At 66.3% G+C, this 21766-nt stretch carries 18 protein-coding genes; 6 read left to right on the top strand and 12 right to left on the bottom strand.

Translation table 11 applies throughout. The features are described 5' to 3' along the window. Positions 1-29 precede the first annotated feature (29 nt). Positions 30-896 carry an isocitrate lyase/PEP mutase family protein gene (locus tag PSEWESI4_RS06470; protein ID WP_187670371.1) on the top strand — a complete coding sequence of 289 codons (867 nt, stop codon included), beginning with the start codon at positions 30-32 and terminating at the stop codon, positions 894-896. Between the two features lie 74 nt (positions 897-970). Continuing rightward, a complete protein-coding gene (locus tag PSEWESI4_RS06465; protein ID WP_187670370.1) occupies positions 971-1237 on the top strand; it encodes a DksA/TraR family C4-type zinc finger protein in 267 nt (88 codons plus the stop codon). A gap of 175 nt (positions 1238-1412) precedes the next feature. Here PSEWESI4_RS06465 and PSEWESI4_RS06460 read toward each other — a convergent pair whose 3' ends face one another. The 11 genes from PSEWESI4_RS06460 to PSEWESI4_RS06410 form a co-directional block, all read right to left on the bottom strand. Further along, the gene (locus PSEWESI4_RS06460; protein ID WP_187670369.1) at positions 1413-1922 is read right to left on the bottom strand and encodes a DUF4136 domain-containing protein; all 510 of its coding nucleotides are present in this window, start codon (positions 1920-1922) and stop codon (positions 1413-1415) included. A 61-nt stretch (positions 1923-1983) separates the two neighbouring features. Further along, positions 1984-3531 carry a SpoVR family protein gene (locus PSEWESI4_RS06455; RefSeq protein ID WP_187670368.1) on the bottom strand — a complete coding sequence of 516 codons (1548 nt, stop codon included), beginning with the start codon at positions 3529-3531 and terminating at the stop codon, positions 1984-1986. A gap of 10 nt (positions 3532-3541) precedes the next feature. Continuing rightward, complete coding sequence (locus PSEWESI4_RS06450; RefSeq protein ID WP_187670367.1) at positions 3542-4813, bottom strand: YeaH/YhbH family protein; 1272 nt, start codon at positions 4811-4813, stop codon at positions 3542-3544. A gap of 103 nt (positions 4814-4916) precedes the next feature. After that, positions 4917-6839: a PrkA family serine protein kinase gene (locus tag PSEWESI4_RS06445; protein WP_187670366.1), complete on the bottom strand. Its 1923-nt coding sequence runs from the start codon at positions 6837-6839 to the stop codon at positions 4917-4919. Positions 6840-7175: 336 nt separating this feature from the next. Next, complete coding sequence (glpE, locus tag PSEWESI4_RS06440; protein WP_187670365.1) at positions 7176-7505, bottom strand: thiosulfate sulfurtransferase GlpE; 330 nt, start codon at positions 7503-7505, stop codon at positions 7176-7178. Positions 7506-7665: 160 nt separating this feature from the next. Beyond that, positions 7666-8484 (bottom strand): symmetrical bis(5'-nucleosyl)-tetraphosphatase, encoded by an 819-nt coding sequence (locus tag PSEWESI4_RS06435; protein WP_187670364.1) that lies wholly within the window; start codon positions 8482-8484, stop codon positions 7666-7668. Further along, complete coding sequence (apaG, locus tag PSEWESI4_RS06430; RefSeq protein ID WP_187670363.1) at positions 8484-8864, bottom strand: Co2+/Mg2+ efflux protein ApaG; 381 nt, start codon at positions 8862-8864, stop codon at positions 8484-8486. The genes PSEWESI4_RS06435 and apaG overlap by 1 nt, the downstream gene beginning before the upstream one ends. A gap of 39 nt (positions 8865-8903) precedes the next feature. Next, positions 8904-9710 (bottom strand): 16S rRNA (adenine(1518)-N(6)/adenine(1519)-N(6))-dimethyltransferase RsmA, encoded by an 807-nt coding sequence (rsmA, locus tag PSEWESI4_RS06425; protein ID WP_187670362.1) that lies wholly within the window; start codon positions 9708-9710, stop codon positions 8904-8906. 603 nt (positions 9711-10313) lie between these two features. Next, the gene (gene pdxA, locus PSEWESI4_RS06420; RefSeq protein ID WP_187670361.1) at positions 10314-11306 is read right to left on the bottom strand and encodes a 4-hydroxythreonine-4-phosphate dehydrogenase PdxA; all 993 of its coding nucleotides are present in this window, start codon (positions 11304-11306) and stop codon (positions 10314-10316) included. A gap of 145 nt (positions 11307-11451) precedes the next feature. Then, positions 11452-12729, bottom strand: coding sequence for a peptidylprolyl isomerase (locus tag PSEWESI4_RS06415; protein WP_408004281.1), 1278 nt, complete (start codon positions 12727-12729; stop codon positions 11452-11454). A gap of 4 nt (positions 12730-12733) precedes the next feature. Then, a complete protein-coding gene (locus PSEWESI4_RS06410) occupies positions 12734-15502 on the bottom strand; it encodes an LPS-assembly protein LptD (RefSeq protein WP_187670359.1) in 2769 nt (922 codons plus the stop codon). A gap of 128 nt (positions 15503-15630) precedes the next feature. On the opposite strand from PSEWESI4_RS06410, the gene PSEWESI4_RS06405 reads away from it, so the two are divergent. The 3 genes from PSEWESI4_RS06405 to PSEWESI4_RS06395 are packed head-to-tail and all read left to right on the top strand — an operon-like array spanning position 15631 to position 18108. Further along, positions 15631-16656: an aminoglycoside phosphotransferase family protein gene (locus PSEWESI4_RS06405; protein ID WP_187670358.1), complete on the top strand. Its 1026-nt coding sequence runs from the start codon at positions 15631-15633 to the stop codon at positions 16654-16656. Then, positions 16653-17324, top strand: coding sequence for an N-acetylmuramate alpha-1-phosphate uridylyltransferase MurU (gene murU, locus PSEWESI4_RS06400; RefSeq protein ID WP_187670357.1), 672 nt, complete (start codon positions 16653-16655; stop codon positions 17322-17324). The genes PSEWESI4_RS06405 and murU overlap by 4 nt, the downstream gene beginning before the upstream one ends. A 1-nt stretch (position 17325) precedes the next feature. Continuing rightward, a complete protein-coding gene (locus PSEWESI4_RS06395) occupies positions 17326-18108 on the top strand; it encodes a TerB family tellurite resistance protein (protein WP_187670356.1) in 783 nt (260 codons plus the stop codon). A 180-nt stretch (positions 18109-18288) separates the two neighbouring features. On the opposite strand, the gene PSEWESI4_RS06390 is transcribed toward PSEWESI4_RS06395, so the two are convergent. Further along, positions 18289-19248, bottom strand: coding sequence for an alpha/beta hydrolase family protein (locus tag PSEWESI4_RS06390; protein WP_187670355.1), 960 nt, complete (start codon positions 19246-19248; stop codon positions 18289-18291). A 126-nt stretch (positions 19249-19374) separates the two neighbouring features. Here PSEWESI4_RS06390 and PSEWESI4_RS06385 point away from each other — a divergent pair, with 126 nt between their 5' ends. Continuing rightward, on the top strand, positions 19375-21753 hold the full coding sequence (locus PSEWESI4_RS06385) for a PAS domain-containing sensor histidine kinase (RefSeq protein ID WP_187670354.1): 2379 nt from the start codon (positions 19375-19377) through the stop codon (positions 21751-21753). The last annotated feature ends 13 nt before the right edge of the window (positions 21754-21766 follow it).

The following is a 21766-nucleotide window of genomic DNA, read 5'->3' as shown; positions in this document are numbered from 1 at the left end:
CCCCTTCGCCGTCGTTTCTGGAACCCGCCATGTACAGAGTCTCTCCGCAGGAATTGCGTCGTGCGTTCCGCACGTTGTTGAAGTTCCCCGCCTGCTATCACACAGCTTCGGTGTTCGATCCCATGTCCGCGCGCATCGCCGCCGATCTCGGTTTCGAGGTCGGTATCCTCGGTGGTTCGGTGGCCTCGCTGCAGGTGCTGGCCGCGCCGGACTTCGCGTTGATCACCCTGAGCGAGTTCGCCGAACAGGCTACCCGCATCGGCCGCGTTTCCCGCCTGCCGGTGATCGCCGACGCCGACCATGGCTACGGTAACGCGCTCAATGTGATGCGCACGGTGGTCGAGCTGGAGCGCGCCGGTGTCGCCGCACTGACCATCGAGGATACCCTGCTGCCGGCGCAGTTCGGCCGCAAGTCCACCGACCTGATTCCGCTGGAGGAAGGCGTCGGCAAGATCCGCGCGGCGCTGGAGGCGCGGGTCGATCCGGAGCTGGTGATCATCGCCCGCAGCCATGCCGGGGTGCAGTCCACCGAGGAGGTGATCGCCCGGGCGGTGGCCTACCAGGAGGCCGGCGCGGACGGCATCTGCCTGGTCGGTGTGCGCGACTTCGAGCATCTGGAGCAGATTTCCGCGCCCCTGGAGGTGCCGCTGATGCTGGTCACCTACGGCAATCCCAAGCTGCGCGACAACCAGCGTCTCGCCGATCTCGGCGTGCGTATCGTGGTCAACGGTCATGCCGCCTATTTCGCGGCGATCAAGGCGACCTACGACTGCCTGCGCGAGCAGCGCCAGGTCGCCGGCGCCACCGAGTTGAATGCTTCGGAGCTGTCGCACAAGTACACCCAGCCGGAGGATTACCAGGCCTGGGCGCGGGAGTTCATGGACGTGCGCGAGTAGCGCCGGTTCGGCCTTGTAAAAATCGTTCCCGGCGCGCATATCTGTTCAACGAGTGAACAGTGGAGGAGCACGGTATGGCCGGTGGCTGGACCAGCGACGACAACGTGCAGGAGCAGATCGACAGCAGTATCGAGGACGCCATCGCCCGTGCGCGCAGCCAGTTGCCACGCGGCGAGAGCCTGCACCGTTGCGAAGAATGCGATGCGCCGATTCCCGAGGCGCGCCGCCAGGCGGTGCCCGGCGTGCGCCTGTGCGTGAATTGCCAGAGCGAGCACGATAAGGAGCAGAAGGCGATCAGCGGCTACAACCGGCGCGGCAGCAAGGACAGTCAGTTGCGCTAGGCTGTGCCATCACTTGTGAACAGCCCTGGCTCCAGCCAGGTCAGACACTTCGGCCCCTCATCCACAGCCCCTGGCTACGCGCTCCGAGGGGAGTATCCGTGCGTACCATCGGGCTCCGTGCTCTCCCTCCGCGCCGCTCTGCGAGCGGGCGCGCAGGCCGGGCTGGAAAAACGGCTCAGCGGGCTTCCGGGACTTGCAGCAGCAGCGCGGTGACGGCGCTTTGCAGGTATTCGCCGCTATTTCTGGATGGGCTCAGGCCGGTGCTGGCGGTGCCTTCCCAGAGCACCTGCCCGTCCGGGCTGGTGAGGCGCAGGCGCAGGGTGCCGGTCTCGTCGCGCAGGCGGTGGATGGCCTGGTAGGGTCCCAGCGGACTGGGTGGCGGGGTATCGACGCGGAATTCCAGCGGACTGTCGCGCAGGGCCAGCCAGTAGTAGACCAGCAGTTGCGGGGTCTGGCTCTCGTGATAACCGCGTTCGTTCAGGCCCTGGCGCAGCAGCGGACCGAGCTGGGCGTAGCGTTCGGGATAGGGCGCGGGGCCTGCCAGGGCCTGCTCCGGCGGGATCAACTGGAAGCTCTGCCGGCCGGACAGGTCCGCGTCCGGTCCCTGGGTGACCTGGATCTGCGGCACATGGCTGGCACAGGTGGCCAGGCCGAGGCACAGCAGGAGAATGGCGAATGCGCGCATGACGTGGGGCTCCACGGACGATAGGCGCATGCTCGACCGCGCGCTGGAGCCGGTCAACCGATCAAATGGGCGGCAGGGCCAGTTCAAGGCGCGGATATTCGTCGCTGTCCTGCTCCGCCCGTGGCGGCACGTGCTGGGTATGCACGATCTGGTCGCCACGCACGCTTTCCAGGTGGATGTCGAAGCCCCACAGGCGGTGCAGGTGCTTGAGCACCTCGGCGGTGGAGTCGCCCAGCGGCTTGCGGTCGTGCTGCTGGTGGCGCAGGGTCAGCGAGCGGTCGCCGCGCCGGTCGACGCTCCAGATCTGCACGTTGGGTTCGCGGTTGCCGAGGTTGTACTGCGCGGCCAGGGTTTCGCGGATCACCCGGTAGCCCTGTTCGTCGTGGATCGCCGGGATCAGCAGTTCGTCCTTCTGGTCGTCGTCGAGCACGCTGAACAGCTTGAGGTCGCGGATCACCTTGGGCGACAGGAACTGCAGGATGAAGCTCTCGTCCTTGAAGCTGCGCATGGCGAACTTGAGGGTCGCCAGCCAGTCGCTGCCGGCGATGTCGGGGAACCAGCGCTTGTCTTCCTCGGTGGGGTTCTCGCAGATGCGGCGGATGTCGCTGTAGATGGCGAAGCCCAGGGTGTAGGGGTTGATGCCGCTGTAGTAGGGGCTGTCGAAGCCCGGCTGGTAGATCACCCCGGTGTGCGACTGGAGGAACTCCATCATGAAGCCGTCGGTGACCAGGCCTTCGTCGTACAGGTCGTTCATCAGCGTGTAGTGCCAGAAGGTCGCCCAGCCTTCGTTCATCACCTGGGTCTGGCGCTGCGGGTAGAAGTACTGGGCGATCTTGCGCACGATGCGCACCACTTCGCGCTGCCAGGGCTCGAGCAGCGGCGCGTGCTTCTCGAGGAAGTAGAGGATGTTCTCCTGCGGCTCGGCCGGCCAGCGCTTGCTGTCCTGCTCGCTGCCCTTGCTGGCGCCTTTCGGGATGGTTCGCCAGAGGTCGTTGATCTGCCGCTGCAGGTGTTCCTCGCGGTCCTTCTGGCGGCGCCGCTCTTCCTCGGCGGAGATCGGGTAGGGGCGCTTGTAGCGGTCGACGCCGTAGTTCATCAGCGCGTGGCAGGAGTCCAGCAGGTCTTCCACCGCGTCGATGCCGTAGCGTTCCTCGCACTGCATGATGTACTGCTTGGCGAACACCAGGTAGTCGATGATCGAACTGGCGTCGGTCCAGGTGCGGAACAGGTAGTTGCCCTTGAAGAAGCTGTTGTGGCCGTAGCAGGCGTGGGCGATGACCAGCGCCTGCATGCATATGGTGTTCTCCTCCATCAGGTAGGCGATGCAGGGGTCGGAGTTGATGACGATCTCGTAGGCCAGGCCCATCTGCCCGCGCGAATAGCCCTTCTGGGTGCTGAGGAAGTGCTTGCCGTAGGACCAGTGGTGGTAGCCGAGCGGCATGCCCACCGAGGCGTAGGCGTCCATCATCTGCTCGGCGGTGATCACCTCGATCTGGTTCGGGTAGGTGTCCAGCGCGTAGCGCTCGGCCAGTCGGCTGATTTCCTTGTCGTAGGTGCGGATCAGCTCGAAGGTCCATTCCGAACCGGTGGAAATGGGCTGACGCTTCATCTCTGGGCCCTCATACGGTGAGCCGGCGCTGGAACAGCTCGCGGAACACCGGGTAGATGTCCGCGGACGACACCAGTTGCTGCTGGGCGAAGGTGTGCTCGAAGCTCTCGCGCACCTGTTCGTATTCGTACCACAGCGCCTGGTGTTCGCGCGGAGTGATCTCGACGTAGGTGAAGTACTGCACGAACGGCATGATCTGCTTCATCAGGATATCCCGGCAGATCGGCGAATCGTCGTTCCAGTTGTCGCCGTCCGAGGCCTGGGCGGCGTAGATGTTCCATTCGTTGATCGGGTAGCGCTCGGCCATGATCTCCTGCATCAGCTTGAGCGCGCTGGAGACGATGGTGCCGCCGGTTTCCCGCGAGTAGAAGAACTCTTCCTCGTCCACTTCCTTGGCGCTGGTGTGATGGCGGATGAACACCACGTCGATCTTCTCGTAGTTCCGCTTCAGGAACAGGTAGAGAAGGATGAAGAAGCGCTTGGCGATGTCCTTGGTGGCCTGGGTCATCGAGCCGGAGACGTCCATCAGGCAGAACATCACCGCCTTCGAGGTCGGGTTGGGTTGCTTGACCAGCAGGTTGTACTTGAGGTCGAAGGTGTCGAGGAACGGCACGCGGTTGATGCGTGCGCGGAGTTTGGAGATTTCCGCCTCTATTTCCTGAATATCGCCGAAGTTGTCCGGCTCTTCGCGCTTGAGTCGTTCCAGCTCGGCGAGCGCCTGCTTGAGCCGGGCACGGCTGCTGCCGGACAGCGCGATACGCCGCGCATGGGCCGAGCGCAGGGTGCGGATGATGTTGATGCGCGACGGGTTGCCTTCGTTGCTGATCCCGGCGCGTACCGTCTTGAAGCTGTCGGCGCCGGTCAGGTGGCGCTTGATCAGGTTGGGCAGTTCGAGGTCCTCGAACATGAAGTCGAGGAACTCTTCCTGGGTGATCTGGAAGACGAAGTCGTCCATGCCCTCGCCGGTATTGCTCGCCTTGCCCCCCGCGCCGCCGCCTCCGCCGCCGGAAGGCCGGGGAACGCGGTCGCCGGCGGTGAACTCCTTGTTGCCGGGGTGGACGATGGTCTGCCGGCCGCCGCGCCCGTGGTGCAGCACGGGTTCGTCGATGTCGCGGCCGGGGATGCTGATCTGTTCGCCGTGCTCCATATCGGTGATGGAACGCCGGCTGACGGCCTCCTCCACGGCCTTCTTGATGTGGTCACGGTAACGGCGCAGGAAACGCTGGCGGTTCACCGTGCTCTTGTTCTTGCCGTTCAGACGGCGGTCGATCACGTAGCTCATAGGCCCTCCGGGCCAGCTTCAAGCCGCAAGCCACAAGCTGCAAGTAGACGGCGCCTGAGTCGTGCTCTTCTTGCAGCTTGAAGCTTGCCGCTTGTGGCTGCTGTTACTGCGATTTACGTACCCGCAAGTACCACTCGGAAAGCAGGCGTACCTGTTTCTCCGTGTAGCCGCGCTCGACCATGCGTTTGACGAAGTCGTTGTGCTTCTGTTGATCCTCCTTGCTCGCCTTGGCGTTGAAGCTGATGACGGGCAGCAGGTCCTCGGTGTTGGAGAACATTTTCTTCTCGATGACCACGCGCAGCTTCTCGTAGCTGAGCCAGGTCGGGTTCTTGCCGTTGTTGTTGGCGCGGGCGCGGAGCACGAAGTTGACGATCTCGTTGCGGAAGTCCTTCGGATTGCTGATCCCGGCCGGTTTCTCGATCTTCTCCAGTTCCTCGTTGAGGGCCACGCGGTTGAGGATTTCGCCGGTTTCCGGGTCGCGGTATTCCTGGTCCTGGATCCAGAAGTCGGCGTACAGCACGTAGCGGTCGAAGATGTTCTGGCCGTACTCGCTGTAGGACTCCAGGTAGGCGGTCTGGATTTCCTTGCCGATGAACTCGATGTAGCGCGGCGCCAGGTATTCCTTGATGTAGCGCAGGTAGCGCTCGCGCACCTCGGCCGGGAACTGTTCCTGCTCGATCTGCTGTTCCAGCACGTAGAGCAGGTGCACCGGGTTGGCGGCGATCTCGTGGGGGTCGAAGTTGAACACCTTGGAGAGGATCTTGAAGGCGAAGCGGGTCGACAGACCGTTCATCCCCTCGTCGACGCCCGCTGAGTCGCGGTATTCCTGGATCGACTTGGCCTTGGGATCGGTGTCCTTGAGGTTCTCGCCGTCGTAGACGCGCATCTTCGAGTAGACGTTGGAGTTTTCCGGCTCCTTCAGGCGCGAGAGCACGGAGAACTGGGCGAGCATCTTCAGGGTGTCCGGCGCGCAGTGGGCGTGGGCCAGCGAGCTGTTGAGCAGCAGCTTGTCGTAGATCTTGATCTCGTCGGTGACGCGCAGGCAGTAGGGTACCTTGACGATGTAGATACGGTCGATGAACGCCTCGTTGTTCTTGTTGTTGCGGAAGCTGTGCCATTCCGACTCGTTGGAGTGGGCGAGGATGATGCCGCTGAACGGCAGGCCGCCGAGGCCCTCGGTACTGTTGTAGTTGCCTTCCTGGGTGGCGGTCAGCAGCGGGTGCAGCACCTTGATCGGCGCCTTGAACATCTCGACGAACTCCATCAGGCCCTGGTTGGCGCGGCACAGGGCACCGGAGTAGCTGTAGGCGTCGGCGTCGTTCTGCGGGAATTCCTCGAGCTTGCGGATATCCACCTTGCCGACCAGCGAGGAGATGTCCTGGTTGTTCTCGTCGCCCGGCTCGGTCTTGGCGATGGCGATCTGGTTGAGGATCGACGGGTACAGCTTGACCACGCGGAACTTGCTGATGTCGCCGCCGAATTCGTTGAGCCGCTTGCTCGCCCAGGGCGATACCACGGTGCGCAGGTAGCGCTGCGGGATGCCGTATTCCTCTTCGAGGATGGCGCCGTCCTCATCGGGGTTGAACAGCCCCAGCGGCGACTCGAACACCGGCGAGCCCTTGATGGCGTAGAAGGGCACTCGTTCCATCAGTTGCTTGAGCTTCTCCGCCAGCGAAGACTTGCCGCCGCCGACCGGGCCGAGCAGGTAGAGGATCTGTTTCTTCTCTTCCAGGCCCTGGGCGGCGTGGCGGAAGAAGGAGACGATCTGGTCGATGCAGTCTTCCATGCCGTGGAAATCGGCAAAGGCCGGGTAGCGGCGGATCACCTTGTTGGAGAAGATCCGCGACAGACGGGGATCGACGGAGGTGTCCAGCAGCTCCGGTTCGCCGATGGCCATCAGCATGCGTTCGGCGGCCGTGGCGTAGGCGCTTGGGTCCTGTTTGCACAGGTCGAGGTATTCCTGGAGGGAATACTCCTCCTGGCGCGTCGCCTCGAAGCGTTGTTGGAAGTGGCTGAAAATGCTCATGTCGTCACCTCGCTCGATGCGGAAAGTCGGCGTCGGATCGGTCGTGCGGGTGCTGGCGTCGGCCGAGGAGTCGGCCGCTGGAAAAATCCCCCAGTACACCTGAATGGTCACTGCCGATGGCCCGGAACCGGTGTGCCGGCTCTCCTTTAGGATGGCCTGGCTTAAGAGTAGTTCGGAATCGGCAAGGTCAAGCGTCACGGAACGATAACAAGAGGTTACCGTTCGTCAGGGAGCACGGGCGGCGGGGGTTGTGGGGCTCTGTAAAAATTTTTTGTCCGAAGGTCGAATGGCGCCCCGTTTCGACGTGCCGGATCGTAGGGTGGCTGAAGCGGAGCCCTACTCGGGGCTGTTCTGGCCGATTTCGTCGGGATAGACGCTGCGCCACAACTCGAAACCGCCATCGAGGCTGTAGACCTCGGCGAAGCCCTGGCCGACCAGATAGGCGGCGGCGCCCTGGCTGGAGTTGCCGTGGTAGCAGGCGACGATCAGCGGTTTGTCGAAGTCGGCGTGGGCGATGAAGTCGGCCAGCGAATAGTTGTCCAGGTGCCGCGAGCCGGCGATGTGGCCCATGGCGAAGCTCTGCGGATCGCGGATGTCCACTACCACCGCGCCGTTCTGGCGCAGGGCCTGGGCCTGGTCCGGGGAGATGCGTTTGAAGTCGGTCATCGAGGAAGCTCCAAGCCATAAGCTGCAAGCGGCAAGCAAGAGCCAAAGGCGCTGACTGCGAAGGGCCGTCAGCTTACCAGTTGTAGCCGGGGGCGGCATCCTGCCTGGCTTGCAGCTTGCAGCTTGCAGCTTGCAGCTTGCAGCTTGCAGCTTGCAGCTGCTACGTCCCCTTGCACTCGCAGCGGATACGCTCGCCGGTATCCACGTTCAGCAGGGTCATGGCGCCGCCCCATACGCAGCCGGTGTCCAGGGCGAACAGGCCGGGCTCGTTGCAGCGGCCCTCCAGCGCGGCCCAGTGGCCGAAGATGATCTTCTGCCCACGGGTCTTGCGTTCCGGGTGGCTGAACCAGGGGGCGTAGCCGGCCGGTGCGGTGCCCAGGCCTTCCTTGCTCTTCAGGTCCAGGGTGCCGTCTGCCTTGCAGAAGCGCATGCGGGTGAAGTAGTTGGTGATCACCCGCAGGCGGGTGACGCCCTTGAGGTCCTTGTCCCACTTGGCCGGCTCGTTGCCGTACATGCCGTCCAGGTACAGGGGCAGGCGGGCGTCGTCGAGCAGGGCTTCTTCCACCTCGGCGGCGCATTTCTGCGCCTTCTTCAGCGACCACTGCGGCGGGATGCCGGCGTGTACCAGCACCGTATCGCGCTCGGCGTCGTAGTGCAGCAGCTTCTGCCGACGCAGCCAGTCGAGCAGGTCGTCGCGGTCCGGCGCTTCGAGGATCTCGCTCAGGGTATCGGACTTCTTCAGGCGTTCGATGTTGTGCGCCACGGCCAGCAGGTGCAGGTCGTGGTTGCCCAGCACGCTGATCACCGAATCGCGCATGCCGAACAGGAAGCGCAGGGTTTCCAGCGATTGCGGGCCGCGGTTGACCAGGTCGCCGACCAGCCACAGGCGGTCCCTGGTCGGGTCGAAGTTCACTTGCCGCAGCAGGCATTGCAGCGGTTGCAGGCAACCCTGCAGGTCGCCGACGGCATAGGTGGCCATCAGTGCAGTGCCCCCGGCACGGCCAGGCGGAACGGCGCGATGGGGGCGTCGAAGTGCGTGCCGTCGGCGGCGAGCATCTGGTAGCTGCCCTGCATGCTGCCGACCCGCGTGGAGAGCACCGTGCCGCTGCTGTAGGTATGGCTGGCACCCGGCTCGATCAGCGGCTGCTGGCCGATCACGCCGGCGCCACGGACTTCCTGCACCTTGCCGTCGCCATCGGTGATGATCCAGTGGCGGCTGAGCAGGCGGGCCGGCAGCGTGCCGTTGTTGTGGATGGTCACCGTGTAGGCGAAGGCGAAGCGCTGCTGGTCCGGCTGCGACTGGTCCGGCAGGAAGCGGGTGACGACGCTGACGTCGATCTGGTAGCGGGGATCGCTCATGGGGAGAAGCTCGGTGTACAGGTTTGCGAGTCTAGGACCTCAGTCCGCGCTTGTCTGCCCGGCGAGCTGATCGGCCAGGCGGACGAAGGCGGCCAGGTCGAGTTGCTCGGGGCGCAGGCTGCCGTCCACGCCAGCGGCCTCGATGGCGCCGGCGTCCAGCAGTTGCTTGAGGGTGTTGCGCAAGGTCTTGCGGCGCTGGTTGAAGGCTTCGCGCACCACCCGTTCGAGCAGGCGGTGGTCCTTGGCCGGGTGCGGCAGCACGTCGTGCGGCACCAGGCGGACGATCGCCGAATCGACCTTGGGCGGCGGGTTGAAGGCGCCGGGGCCGACGTTGAACAGGTGTTCGACCCGGCAATGGTACTGGACCATGATCGACAGCCGCCCCCAATCGCCGCTGCCCGGCCCGGCGGCCAGGCGTTCGACCACTTCCTTCTGCAGCATGAAATGCATGTCGCGGATCAGGTGGGCGTGATCGAGCAGGTGGAAGATCAGCGGGGTGGAGATGTTGTACGGCAGGTTGCCGACCACCCGCAGGCTGTGGGGCTCGCTGCTCAGTTGGGCGAAATCGAATTTCAGCGCGTCGCCCTGGTGCAGGCTGAAGCGCGGCTCGAGGCCGAACTTGAGCTTGAGCAGCGGGATCAGGTCCTGGTCCAGTTCGATCACGTCGAGCTGCGCGCCGCTGCCCAGCAGGCCCGCGGTGAGCGCGCCCTGACCCGGGCCGATCTCCACCAGGCGTTCGCCTTCGCGTGGATGGATGGCGCGCAGGATGCGATGGATGACGCCGGCGTCGTGCAGGAAATTCTGGCCGAAGCGCTTGCGGGCGCGGTGTTGGTAAAGCTCGGACATGGACGGCCCCAGGGGAGCAGCTCGAAGCTGGAAACGGAAAAGGGGCGCAGTTTAACAGGTGAAGGCGGACGAAGGCTTGGGAGGGCGATAAAAGCGCTGGAGGCTGGAGGGCTGGACGAGAAGGCGGTCCGGGGTCGGTGGTGACCTTCTTGTAGGAGCGAGCTTGCTCGCGATCACCGGCAACGCAAAAAGCTTCGCGAGCAGAGAACTGGGCGTCTCCCTCACTCCTGCGTGTTTATTGAGGCCGTGTTCATTGGATCCCCGCGTTCGCGGGGATCCAATGAACAGCCACGTAGCCCGGATGCAATCCGGGAGCGGGCTACTCGTCCGCTGTTGTAGGAGCCAGCTTGCTGGCGATGCCTTGGACGTTGCCGGTGATCGCGCGCATGGCGCGCTCCTACAGGTCGGCATCGAGGCCGTGTCTGTAGGATCGGCGGGGACGCCCAGTCCCATGGCCGCGAAAAAAAGGTTGACGTAGACGGTGCATGGCCAGAACGCTGTCCAGCCTCCAGCCTCCAGCCTCCAGCCTCCAGCCTCCAGCCTCCAGCCTCCAGCCTCCAGCCTCCAGCCTCCAGCCTCCAGCCTCCAGCCTCCAGCCTCCAGCTATCGCCGGCTGGCCGCCATCTGATAGGCCGTCTCCAGGGCGACTTGCAGGCTGCCGGTATCCACCTTGCCGGTGCCGGCCAGGTCCAGGGCGGTGCCGTGGTCGACCGAGGTGCGGATGATCGGCAGGCCGAGGGTGATGTTCACCGCAGCGCCGAAGCCCTTGTACTTGAGCACCGGCAGGCCCTGGTCGTGGTACATGGCGAGCACCGCGTCGCAGTGGTCGAGGTGCTTGGGGGTGAACAGAGTGTCGGCCGGCAGCGGGCCGATCAGTTCGATGCCTTCGGCGCGCAGCGCTCCCAGGGCTGGTTCGATCACTTCGATCTCTTCGCGACCCAGGTGGCCGCCTTCGCCGGCGTGCGGGTTGAGGCCGCAGACCAGGATGCGCGGGCGGGCGATGCCGAACTTGTCGTGCAGGTCGGCGTACAGGATGCGGGTGACCCGTTGCAGGCGCTCGGCGGTGATCGCCGTGGCGACGTCCTTGAGCGGCAGGTGGGTGGTGACCAGGGCCACGCGCAGGCCACGGGTGGCGAGCATCATCACCACCTGCGCGGTGTGGGTCAGTTCGGCGAGGAATTCGGTATGCCCGGAGAACGGGATGCCAGCCTCGTTGATCACTCCCTTGTGGACCGGCGCGGTGATCATCCCGGCGAAATCGCCGTCGAGGCAGCCCTGGCCAGCGCGAGTCAGGGTTTCCAGCACATAGACGGCATTGGCCGGATCGAGCTGGCCAGGCACGGCCGGCGCGCGCAGCGGGGTATCCCAGACGTACAGGCTGCCGGCCGGCGCCGGCTGCCGGGGCCAGTGGCCGGGACCGACGTCGATCAGCGCGATCTCCAGTGCCAGTTGCGCGGCCCGGTCGGCGAGCAGTTCGCGACTGGCGATGGCGACCAGGGCGTGAGGCTGCGCCTGGCGGGCGAGCAGCAGGCACAGGTCGGGACCGATGCCGGCGGGCTCGCCGGGGGTCAGGGCGAAGACGGGGGAAGCGGTCATCGATGGGCTCTCGTGTGCTCGGCGCGATGGTGTGCGAGAAGTGGGAACGGACTGAGCCGGAGCTTCGCGGTCAAGGCCGTCCTCACAGGATATGCCATGAAAAAGCCCGGCAGGTGCCGGGCTCGGGTGTTGCGCGACAAGCCCGTCAGAGCTTGATCTCGACGTAGGCCTCGTCGCGGATCTGGCGCAGCCAGGCTTGCAGCTCTTCGTCGTACTTGCGGTTGCGCAGGATGTTCAGCGCCTGCTGCTCGCGGAACTGCGCGCTGCTATCGGTGGCGCGGCGGCCGAGGACCTGCAGCACGTGCCAGCCATAGGGGCTCTTGAACGGCCGGGACAGTTCGCCGCTGGCGGTACGGGACATCACCTCGCGGAACTCCGGCACCAGCGCGTTGGGGTCGATCCAGTTGAGATCGCCGCCGTTCAGCGCGGAACCCGGGTCCTCCGAGAAGCTTTTCGCCAGTTCGCCGAAGTCCTCGCCGGACTGGATGCGCTCGTACAGGCGCTCGGCCAGGCGCTGGGCCTCGGCTTCGCTGCGGATCTCGCTGGGCTTGATGAGGATGTGGCGGACATGCACTTCGTCACGCACCTGGGTGCCGCCGCCGCGCTTGTCCAGCAGCTTGAGGATGATGAAGCCGCCCGGGGTGCGCATCGGCTCGGTGACTTCGCCGGGTTGCAGCGCGCCGACCATCGCGTCGAATGGCGGAGGCAACTGGGCGGCCTTGCGCCAGCCCATGTCGCCGCCTTCCAGGGCGGTCTCGCTGGCCGAGCGGGCGATCGCCAACTGGGCGAAATCGGCGCCCTGGCGCAGTTGCTGGTACAGTTCGTCGGCCTGGCGGGCGGCGGCCTGCAGGTTTTCCGGGGAAGCGCTTTCCGGGACCGGGATGAGGATGTTGGCGAGGCGGAATTCCTCGGACAACTGCATCCGGCCGAGGTCGGAGGCGAGGAAGTTCTGCACTTCCTGCTCGGTGACCTGGATGCGCTCGGCGACCCGGCGCTGGCGTACGCGGCTGATGACCATCTCGCGGCGCACCTGCTCGCGGGCATCGGCGAAGGACAGGCCGTCGCGGGCCAGCGCGGCGCGGAACTGTTCGAGGCTCATGCCATTGCGCTGGGCGATGGTGGCGAGCGCCTGGTTCAGTTCCTCGTCGGTGATGCGGATGCCCGAGCGGTCGCCGATCTGCAACTGGATGTTCTCGATGATCAGGCGCTCGAGGACCTGCTGGCTCAGCACGTGTTCGGGCGGCAACGCGGCACCGCGCTTGGCGATGGTCTGCTGCACCTCTTGCAGGCGGTGGTTGAGCTGGCTCTGCATGACCACGTCGTTGTCGACGATCGCCACCACGCGGTCCAGCGGTCGGACTTCGGCGTGCGCGGTGCCCAGCAGGGTGGTGCCCAGCAACAGCGCGCCCAGCAGCGGGCGCATGCAATCAGAAAGCTTGGTCTTCACGTTTACGATAACCTTGAATGCCTTGGTCGAGGAAACTCTCGACCTGGTTGCCAACGACTCCGCCGAGGCCCTTGAGGACGATCTGCAGGAAAATGCCACGATCTGCCTGGTCGTTCAGAGCCGGGTTGAGGTCGGTCTCGTCATAGTCGATCCAGTAGCGGCTGACCAGGCGCAGTTTCCAGCAGCAACTGTCGTACTCGAAGCCACCGAAGGCTTCCAGGGTGCGGTTGCGGCCGTAGTCATACTGCCAGCGCGACAGGACGCTCCATTGCGGCACGATGGGCCAGATGATGGAGAAGTCGTGCTGGTCGATCTTGTAGTAGTCCTTGATGTAGTTGGGACTGCCCGGGGTGCCGAAGTCGTTGTTGAAGCCCCAGGTGCCGCTGGCCTGGTCGAAGCGCACCACATCGTTGCGGTAGCGGTAGCCGAGGTTGAGCACCTTGTTGGGGTTGTCTTCGGGCTGGTAGTGGAACATCGCACTGCCCGAGCGGGTGCTGTGGCTGTCCGGGTCCCAGTTGAAGTCCGAGCGGAAGTTCCAGTCGCGGTTGAAGCGGTACAGGTATTCCAGGGCGTAGGGCGAAACGTCGGCCAGCGAGTCGTCGCGGTCTCGGTAGTTTATGCCCGGCAACTGCACCTTGCGGTCCCGGAAGTAGAGGATCTGGCCGAAGCTCAGGCGCTGGCGCTCGAAGCCGTCGGGCTGGATCCAGCGGGTGGTCGCGCCGAGCGAAAGCTGGTTGGCGTCGCCGATGCGGTCGCGGCCGGAGAAGCGGTTGTCACGCCACAGCGAGGCATAGCTGAAGGTGCTCTCGCCGCTGTCGAAGATCGGGATGTCGTCCTGCTCTTCGTACGGGACATAGAGGTAGCGCATGCGCGGCTCCAGGGTCTGGCGATACTGCTTGCCGAACCACTGGGTGTCGCGGTCGAAGTAGAGTCCGCCGTCGAGGCTGGCAATGGCCACGTCCCGGTTGGGGGAGTCCTCGAACTGGCTGCCGGCCGGCAGGGTGGCCTCGCCGCGGGAGTCGAGCGTCAGATCGTACTGGGTATGGGCGTACTTGACCGACGGCGTGAGGAAGCCCCAGGTCCAGTTCATCGGCAGGCTGATGCCCGGTTCCAGGTGGATACGCTCGCCTTCCGCGCGGTTCAGGCCGCGCAGGTTGTTGTCGTACCAGGACTGTTCCACGCCATCTTCGTTGATGAAGTTGCCGCTGCGCAGATCGCGCTGGAAGCTGACGAACTCGGTGCCGTAGGTGAACTGCAGACCGCCCGGGTTGAACGGCAGGCGGCCGTCGAACGTGACTTGCGGCAGGCGCTCGTAAGGCGTGACGTCAATGACGTTGGTCGCCTCGTAGGAGTGCAGGTTGAGCCTGGCGGTGTAGCTGTCGCCGCGCCAGGTCAGGGTGCCGCGCTGGTCGAGGAAGTTCGGCTGGTCAATGCCCAGGTCGGTGCTCAGGTCCTGGAAGTAGTAGGGATCGCTGATGTCGGTGTAGTCGACCTCGGCGAGCAGTCGCGAATTCAGGCCGCCGGTATGCTGCCAGCTATACATCCAGCGCTTGTCTTCGTAGTCGGACTGCAGCTTGCGCTCGTCTTCCTGGTCGTCCAGGTAGGCGGCGCCGATCTGGCCCTCGCTGCTTCTGGTCAGGTAGCGCCCTTCGCCTTCCAGCAGCAGACCGCGCTCGGTCATGTAGGTCGGGTACAGGGTGGCGTCGTAGTTGGGCGCCAGGTTGAAATAGTAGGGCGTCTTGACGAAGAAGCCGGTATCGCTGGAGCTGCCGAGGCTCGGCGGCAGGAAGCCGGACTGGCGGCGGTCGTCGATCGGGAAGTAGATGTACGGGGTGTAGAACACCGGAATGTCCTTCACCCGCAGGGTCACGTTGGTGGCGGTACCGAAACCGGTGGCCGGGTTGAGGGTGACGTTGTTGCCCTTCAGGTGCCAGGTATTCTCGCCCGGTTCGCAACGGGTATAGGTACCGTCCTTGAGACGGATGATCGCGGTTTCCTCGCGCTTGGCGTACAGCGCGTTGCCACGGGCATGGGCGCTGTGGAGGACGTACTCGGCGTTGTCGATCTTCGCTTCGCCGTTGTCCAGTTGCAGCTCTGCGCGGTCACCGACCACCAGGGAGCCGTTGTCGCGCAGCCGGACGTTGCCGACCAGTTCGCCACGGTTTTCCGCCTGGTGGAGGTTGGCCTCGTCGGCCTCGGCCTGCATGCTGCCCTGGCGCAGCACCACGTCGCCGGCCAGGGTGGCGATCTGCTTCTCCTGCTCGTAGCGCGAGGCCTTGGCGGAGATGAACATGGGCGCCTCGTTCAGGGGCGTCGTGTCGTCCATGCCCGGGCGGATCGGCTCGATGTAGGAGCCGGCGCAGTAGGGGCCGGTTTCCGCCAACTGGGCCGGAGTGAGCTGGTCGCGCGGTACCCAGTCGAGATGGCTGTAGTCGGCGCTGCGCGACTTCAGGCCCTTGCCCTTGCTCTCAGTGACCAGGGCGGTGGCGGGCACCGCTTTCTCCACGTCGCGGCCGGCAGCGCCTTTCTCGGCGCTGCTGCTGACGGTCGTGGCGCTGTGTTCCGGGCGCGGGGGCAGGGCCGCGGCGGGCGTCTTCGGCGCGCAGGCCCAGCCTCCGCTGGGGGAGACCTGGCAGTCGAACTGCTCGGCGGCGGTTACCTGCTGGGCGGCGACGCCGTGCATGGCCAGCAGACCGCCGGTGAGCATGAGGGGGAACTTTCTACGAAACGAGGGGCTGTTTACTGCCATCTTATAAGTCCGGGCTTCCTGCGCGCCTTCGGCCGCTGGGGGCCGCACGCCACTCGATGGGCTGAAAAAGATGCTGGATAATAAAGCATGACCCGCACAACGGCTAGCGCCGCCGGAGACCCCTGAGAATGCCTCATGAAGATGTACGCCTGGGCCAATTGAATGCCTGGTTGGATCAGTGTTTGCCGCAATTGTTCAGCGCAGAGGGTTGGGGAGCGGTTCCGGTCGCGAGCCTGACGCCGGCCAGCAGCGATGCCAGTTTCCGTCGTTATTTCCGCTGGCAGGCCGGCGAGCGCAGCCTGATCGTGATGGATGCGCCGCCCCCGCAGGAGGATTGCCGGCCCTTCGTCAAGGTGGCCGGACTGCTGGCATCGGCCGCTGTCCACGTGCCGCGTGTCCTTGCAGCCGACCTGGAGCGCGGCTTCCTGCTGCTCGACGATCTCGGCCGGCAGACTTATCTGGAAGTGATCGACACGGACAACGCCGACGCCCTGTTCGAAGATGCCCTGCAAGCCCTGCTGGCGTTCCAGCGCCTGCCCCTGGACGCCGGCCTGCCGCATTACGACGAGGCGTTGCTGCGCCGCGAGCTGCAACTGTTCCCCGATTGGTACGTGCAGCGTCACCTCGGCATCGAATGGCAGGCGGAGCAACTGGCTGCCTGGGAGCGCTGCTGCACGCTGCTGATCGACAGCGCCCTGGCGCAGCCCAAGGTGCTGGTGCACCGCGACTATATGCCGCGCAACCTGATGGAGAGTTCGCCCAATCCCGGCGTGCTGGATTTCCAGGACGCGGTCTACGGGCCGGTCACCTACGACGTCACCTGCCTGTTCAAGGACGCCTTCCTCAGTTGGCCGGAAGAGCGCGTAGGTGCCTGGCTGAAGCGCTACTGGACGATGGCTCGCGATGCCGGCATCCCGGTGCAGGATGGATTCGAGGACTTCCTGCGTGCCAGCGACCTGATGGGGGTACAGCGTCATCTCAAGGTGATCGGCATCTTCGCGCGCATCTGCCATCGTGACGGCAAGCCCCGCTACCTGCAGGACGTGCCGCGTTTCTTTCGCTACATCGAGACGGTGCTGGCGCGACGTCCCGAGCTGGCCGAGCTGGGAGCTCTGCTCGCCGGCCTGCCGCGTCCCGAGGTGGTGTCGGCATGAAGGCGATGATCCTCGCCGCGGGCAAGGGCGAGCGCCTGCGCCCGTTGACCCTGCACACGCCCAAGCCGCTGGTGCAGGCCGGCGGCCAGCCGCTGATCGAATACCACGTGCGAGCCCTGGCCGCGGCCGGGTTCGACGAACTGGTGATCAACCATGCCTGGCTCGGCCAGCAGATCGAGGACTACCTGGGCGACGGCGCGCGTTTCGGTGTGCGCATCGACTATTCGCCCGAGGGCGAGCCGCTGGAGACCGGCGGCGGCATCTTCCGCGCCCTGCCGCTGCTCGGCGAGGCGCCGTTCCTGGTGGTCAACGGCGATATCTGGACCGACTACGACTTCGCCGCCCTGCGTCGTCCGCTGGAGGAGCAGGCGCATCTGGTGCTGGTGGACAACCCGGCGCATCACCCGCGCGGGGATTTCCGCCTGGACGCAGGCCGCGTCACGGATGCCGTCGACGGCCAGCCGAGCCTGACCTACAGCGGCATCGCCGTGCTCGAACCGGCGTTGTTCGACGGCTGCCAGCCCGGCGCCTTCAAGCTGGCGCCGCTGCTGCGCCGGGCCATGGCGGCCGGGCAGGTGAGCGGCGAACGCTTCTCCGGGCGCTGGGTGGACGTCGGCACCCACGAGCGCCTGGCGGACGTCGAGCGCCTGCTGGCGGAGGGCGCCTGAGATGCTCTGGCCGGCCACCTTGATCGGCGGCGTCGCGGGGCTGGCGCTGGCGAGCATTCCCGGTGCTTTGCTCGGCGCGTTGCTCGGCCAGGTGGTGGACCGCCGCCTGCGCCTGCGTGGCTGGCGCGACCTGCTCGCCCATCTTCGTGGCTCGGCCCTGGAGGCTCCGGCGGCGGAAATCGATGAGCGCGAGTTGCTGTTCATCCTCCTCGGCCGCCTGGCCAAGAGCGATGGCGCGGTGCAGGAGGCCCACATCCAGTTGGCGCGTGGCGAGATGCAGCGCTTGCAACTGGATGCCGTGGCACAGCGCGAGGCCATCGAGGCGTTCAGTCGCGGCAAGACCGGGCAGGACGATCTGCGCAGGCCGCTTACCCACCTGCGCCACCGTCGCGAGCGCGGCGAGGCACTGCTGCGCGCCTGCTGGCGGATGGCCTGGGCGGACAACCGGCTCGGCCCGCGTGAGCAGGAGCTGCTGCTGCAATGGGGCCAATGGCTGGGCTGGAAGGCCGAGGCGGTGATGCGGCTGGGGCGCGACTACCAGCCAGCCGGCCAACCGCTGGCGCGCGGAGGCGCCTACCAGGAGGCGCTGCGCCTGCTCGGCGTGCAGGCCGACAGCGAGCCGGCGGTGATCAAGCGCGCGTACCGCCGTCAGCTCAGCCTGCATCACCCGGACAAGCTGGCCGGGAGCGGTGCCAGCCCGGCGCGGGTGCGCGAGGCCACGGAAAAGACCCGCGAACTGCACAACGCCTATCGCTTGATCCGCGAGCGGCACGGCTTCCGCTAGGGCGCGAGTAGTCCGGGGTACGGCCAGGGTATGTGTCGAGGCGACACTTCGCCTCTCACCCCAGCCCTCCCGGAGGGAGAGGGAGTTAGTCCGAGCGGCTGGCAGGCATCGTGCGTAATCCCGGCACCGACTGGGGTAAGGGGTGGAATTGATGGTGGCTCCAGGGGCCACGATCTAAGACTAAGGTTCTCCGGCCGTCTGCGCCTTGGCCCGCAGGTGCAGGGTGAGCCAACCCTTGATGCGCCGGTACAACTGTTCCTGCTCGACCGCCGGGTTGCCCGGCAGGGCTTTCATCGCCACCTGGATGTAGGCCGGCAAGCGCTGCCGCCTGGCCTCCTGCATGCGCTTGATCGCGGTGTCGCGGGCGGCCGGGTTGTCCTTGTAGTAGAAATCGCCGGTGGCCAGTTTCAGCTCGGGGATCAACTGTTCCAGCGGCGGGCCGAAGCCGTCCGGCATCCGGGCGGCGACCAGCAGCAGGTTGTGGATGCGCGGCGAGGGCTGGTCCGTCAGGTAGCGGGCGGCCCAGTAGGTGCCGCTACCGTGGCCGAGCAGGACGATGCTGGTCGGCTGTCGTTTCTCGGCGAATTCGATCCCGGCCTGGATGCGCGCCAGCACACGGGCGGCGTGGGCCTCGCGCTGGTTGTCGTCGGCGGCTGGCGTGTCGCCGTCTTGCGCTGGCTCTTCGCTGTCCGCCGCCTCGGCGGGCGCTTCCTCCGCCGTTGCCGGGTTGCCGGCCGGACGCGGCGGCAGCGTGTCTTGGGGATCGGGCAGGGTCAGGCTCAGGGTGTGCCAGCCGCTGTCCGGCAGTTTGCGCCGTAGCGGGCCGATCGCCTGCGGCCAGTCGGCGCTTTCGTCGTCGCCGGGCAGCAGGATCACCACGCCGCTGGGCTCGCCGACATTCGCCGGGCGCCACAACGCCAGGAAGTCTTCCTCACCGGCTTGCAGACGCTGCTGTTCATCCGCGGGCAGACGCTGCTCCAGCACGGCGGCGACATCCGCGCTGCGCTCGCTGGCCGGACGTTCGGGCGCGGCCGGCGGGGCTTCGTCCGTCGGAGGCTCCTCGGCCAGTACGGGCTGGATGCCGGGCAGCAGGAGCAGCAGGCACAGGGCGGGGAGTCGCGAGCGGAAGCAGTGGCGCATCGTGGCATTCCGGAGCGGTGGAGGTGCGGGCAGCCTACTGCGTCGCCGGGCGTTTGTCAGGCGGGGCTTCGCGTGGAGCGCGTCCCCTGGGGTAAGGTAGCGTCCTTGTCTTCCGGGGTTCCTTGCATGATCCGTTGGCTGTGCCTGCTCGTCTGCTGCTGCCTGTCGCTCGCTGCCGTCGCGTCGCCGGAGCCGGTCGAGATCGGCCTGAGCGCCGAGCAGCGCACCTGGCTCGCCGAGCACCGGCAATGGCGGGTCGGTGTGGTGTTGCAGGCCCCCTATGCACAGCAAGACCGCCGCCTGCGCAAGCTCTCCGGGGCCAACGTCGAGCTGATGGAGTGGCTGGCCGGGGCACTGCAGGTGGAGTTGCAATGGCATGGCTATGCCGACACGGCCGAGCTGGAGGCGGCGCGGCGTGCAGGCCAGGTGGATGTCGCGCCGGGGCTCAGCCAGACGCCGGCGGGTCTGCGCCTGTGGCTGTTCTCCGATCCCTATTTGCGTGTGCCGCATCTGCTGGTGGGCGAGCGCAGCGTCGGCGCGGCGGTCGATCTGGAGCGGCTCGGCGGCGATGAGCCGGTCGCCGTGCGCATCCCCAGCGGCGTGGCGGATTTCCTGCGCGGCACCTACAGCAACCTGCGCCTGCGACCGGTGCGGAGCGAGCGCGAGGCCCTGCGCCAGGTGCTCGACCGCCAGGCGCGCTACGCGGTGGTCGACGAGGCGCAGTTCAGCCGTTTATCGCGCGAGGCGGAGTTCGCCGACCTAGCGGTGGTCGCCGACGTCGGTCTGCCGCAACTGCTGCGGGTGGCGTCGCGGCGCGACTGGCCACAACTGGCCCCGATCCTCGACAGCGCCCTGCGCGCCCTGCCGGCCAAGGAGCTGGAGCAGTTGCGCAACCGCTGGCTGGCGACGCCGCAACCGCGCCTGAGCGAGGCGCCGGGGGTGTGGCAGAACCTCAGTCTGGTGCTCGTCACGCTGCTGCTGGTCTGCATGCTGTTGATCGCCTGGCAGCGGCGCCAGTTGCAGGGGCTCGAGCGTCGCCTGCGGGACGTGCGCAGCACCCTGGAGCAGCGCGAACTGGCCGAGGAGGCGTTGCGCTTGACCCAGTTCTCCAGCGACCAGAGCACCGTCGGCATCCTCTGGGTCAATTGGGACAGTCACGTGCGCTACGCCAACCGCACCGCCGAACAGATGCTGGGCTACGAGACCGGCGGCGTGGTCGAGCGGCCGCTGAGCGAATTCGAGCCCGGCCTGAACATGGACCGCTGGCTCAATCTGTGGCGCCGTGCGCGTGGCAACGAGGGTGAGGCGCTGCATTTCGAGAGCGAATGCCGGCGCGCCGACGGCAGCCGTCTGCCGGTGGATGTGACCTTGAGCTTCCTGCGCTTCCGCCAGGCCGAGTATCTGGTGGTCTATCTCACCGACGTCACCGAGCGGCGCCGGGCCCGCGCGGCGCTGGAGGAGAGCGAGGCGCGGCTCAAGGGCATCGCCGCCAACGTGCCGGGGCTGGTGTTCCGCCTGGAGCGCCCGTACGCCGATGCGCCGGTGGATTTCGCCTTCATCGGTGAAGGCAGCGGCGCGCTGGTCGGCTACAGCGCCGCCGAACTGCTCGACAGCGGTCGCGGCATTCGCGGCCTGGTGCATCCGGACGACCAGGACGGCTACTGGTCAAGCCAGCAGGCGGCGCTGGATGCCGACCGCGACTGGCACTGGCAGGGTCGCATCCTCACCCGCGACGGCGAGCAGCGTTGGGCCGACATCAAGGCCAGCGCGCGCAGCCTCGGCGAAGGGCGCACGGTGTGGGACGGCGTGGTCTGGGACATCAGCGACAACAAGCGCATCGAACTGGAACTGGCCGACTCCCGCGAGCGCCTGAGAGAGTTGTCGGCGCACCTGGAGAGCGTGCGCGAGGAGGAGAAGGCGCGCATCGCCCGCGAAGTACACGACGAACTGGGCCAGGTGCTCACCGTGCTCAAGCTGGAAACCTCGATGTGCGAGCTGGCCTATGCCAGCCTCGACTCCGGCCTGCAGGAGCGCCTGGACAGCATGAAGCGGTTGATCGCCCAGTTGTTCCAACTGGTCCGCGACGTGGCTACCGCACTGCGCCCGCCGATCCTCGATGCCGGCATCGCTTCGGCCATCGAGTGGCAGGCGCGGCGCTTCGAGGCGCGCACGCAGATTCCCTGCCTGGTGGAGGTGCCCGAGCAATTGCCGGTGCTGGCCGACGCCAAGGCCATCGGCCTGTTCCGTATCCTTCAGGAAGCGCTGACCAACGTGTTGCGGCATGCCGAGGCACACACCGTCGCACTGCGCCTCTGGCCGGATGGCGATACCCTGGTCCTGGAGATCGCCGACGATGGTCGTGGTTTCGATCCGGCGACGGTGGGCGGCGGCTCGTTCGGCCTGGTCGGCATGCGCGAGCGGGTGCTGATGCTCGGCGGCCATCTGGATATCGTCAGCCGGCCGGAAGAGGGCACCACCCTGACGGTACGGGTGCCGTTGGAGTAGGGTGGGCCGCCAA

Source organism: Zestomonas carbonaria (assembly GCF_904061905.1).
Taxonomy (GTDB): domain Bacteria; phylum Pseudomonadota; class Gammaproteobacteria; order Pseudomonadales; family Pseudomonadaceae; genus Aquipseudomonas; species Aquipseudomonas carbonaria.
The sequence above is the reverse complement of the archived record's forward strand: the minus strand, read 5'-3'. Positions and strand labels throughout refer to the sequence as shown.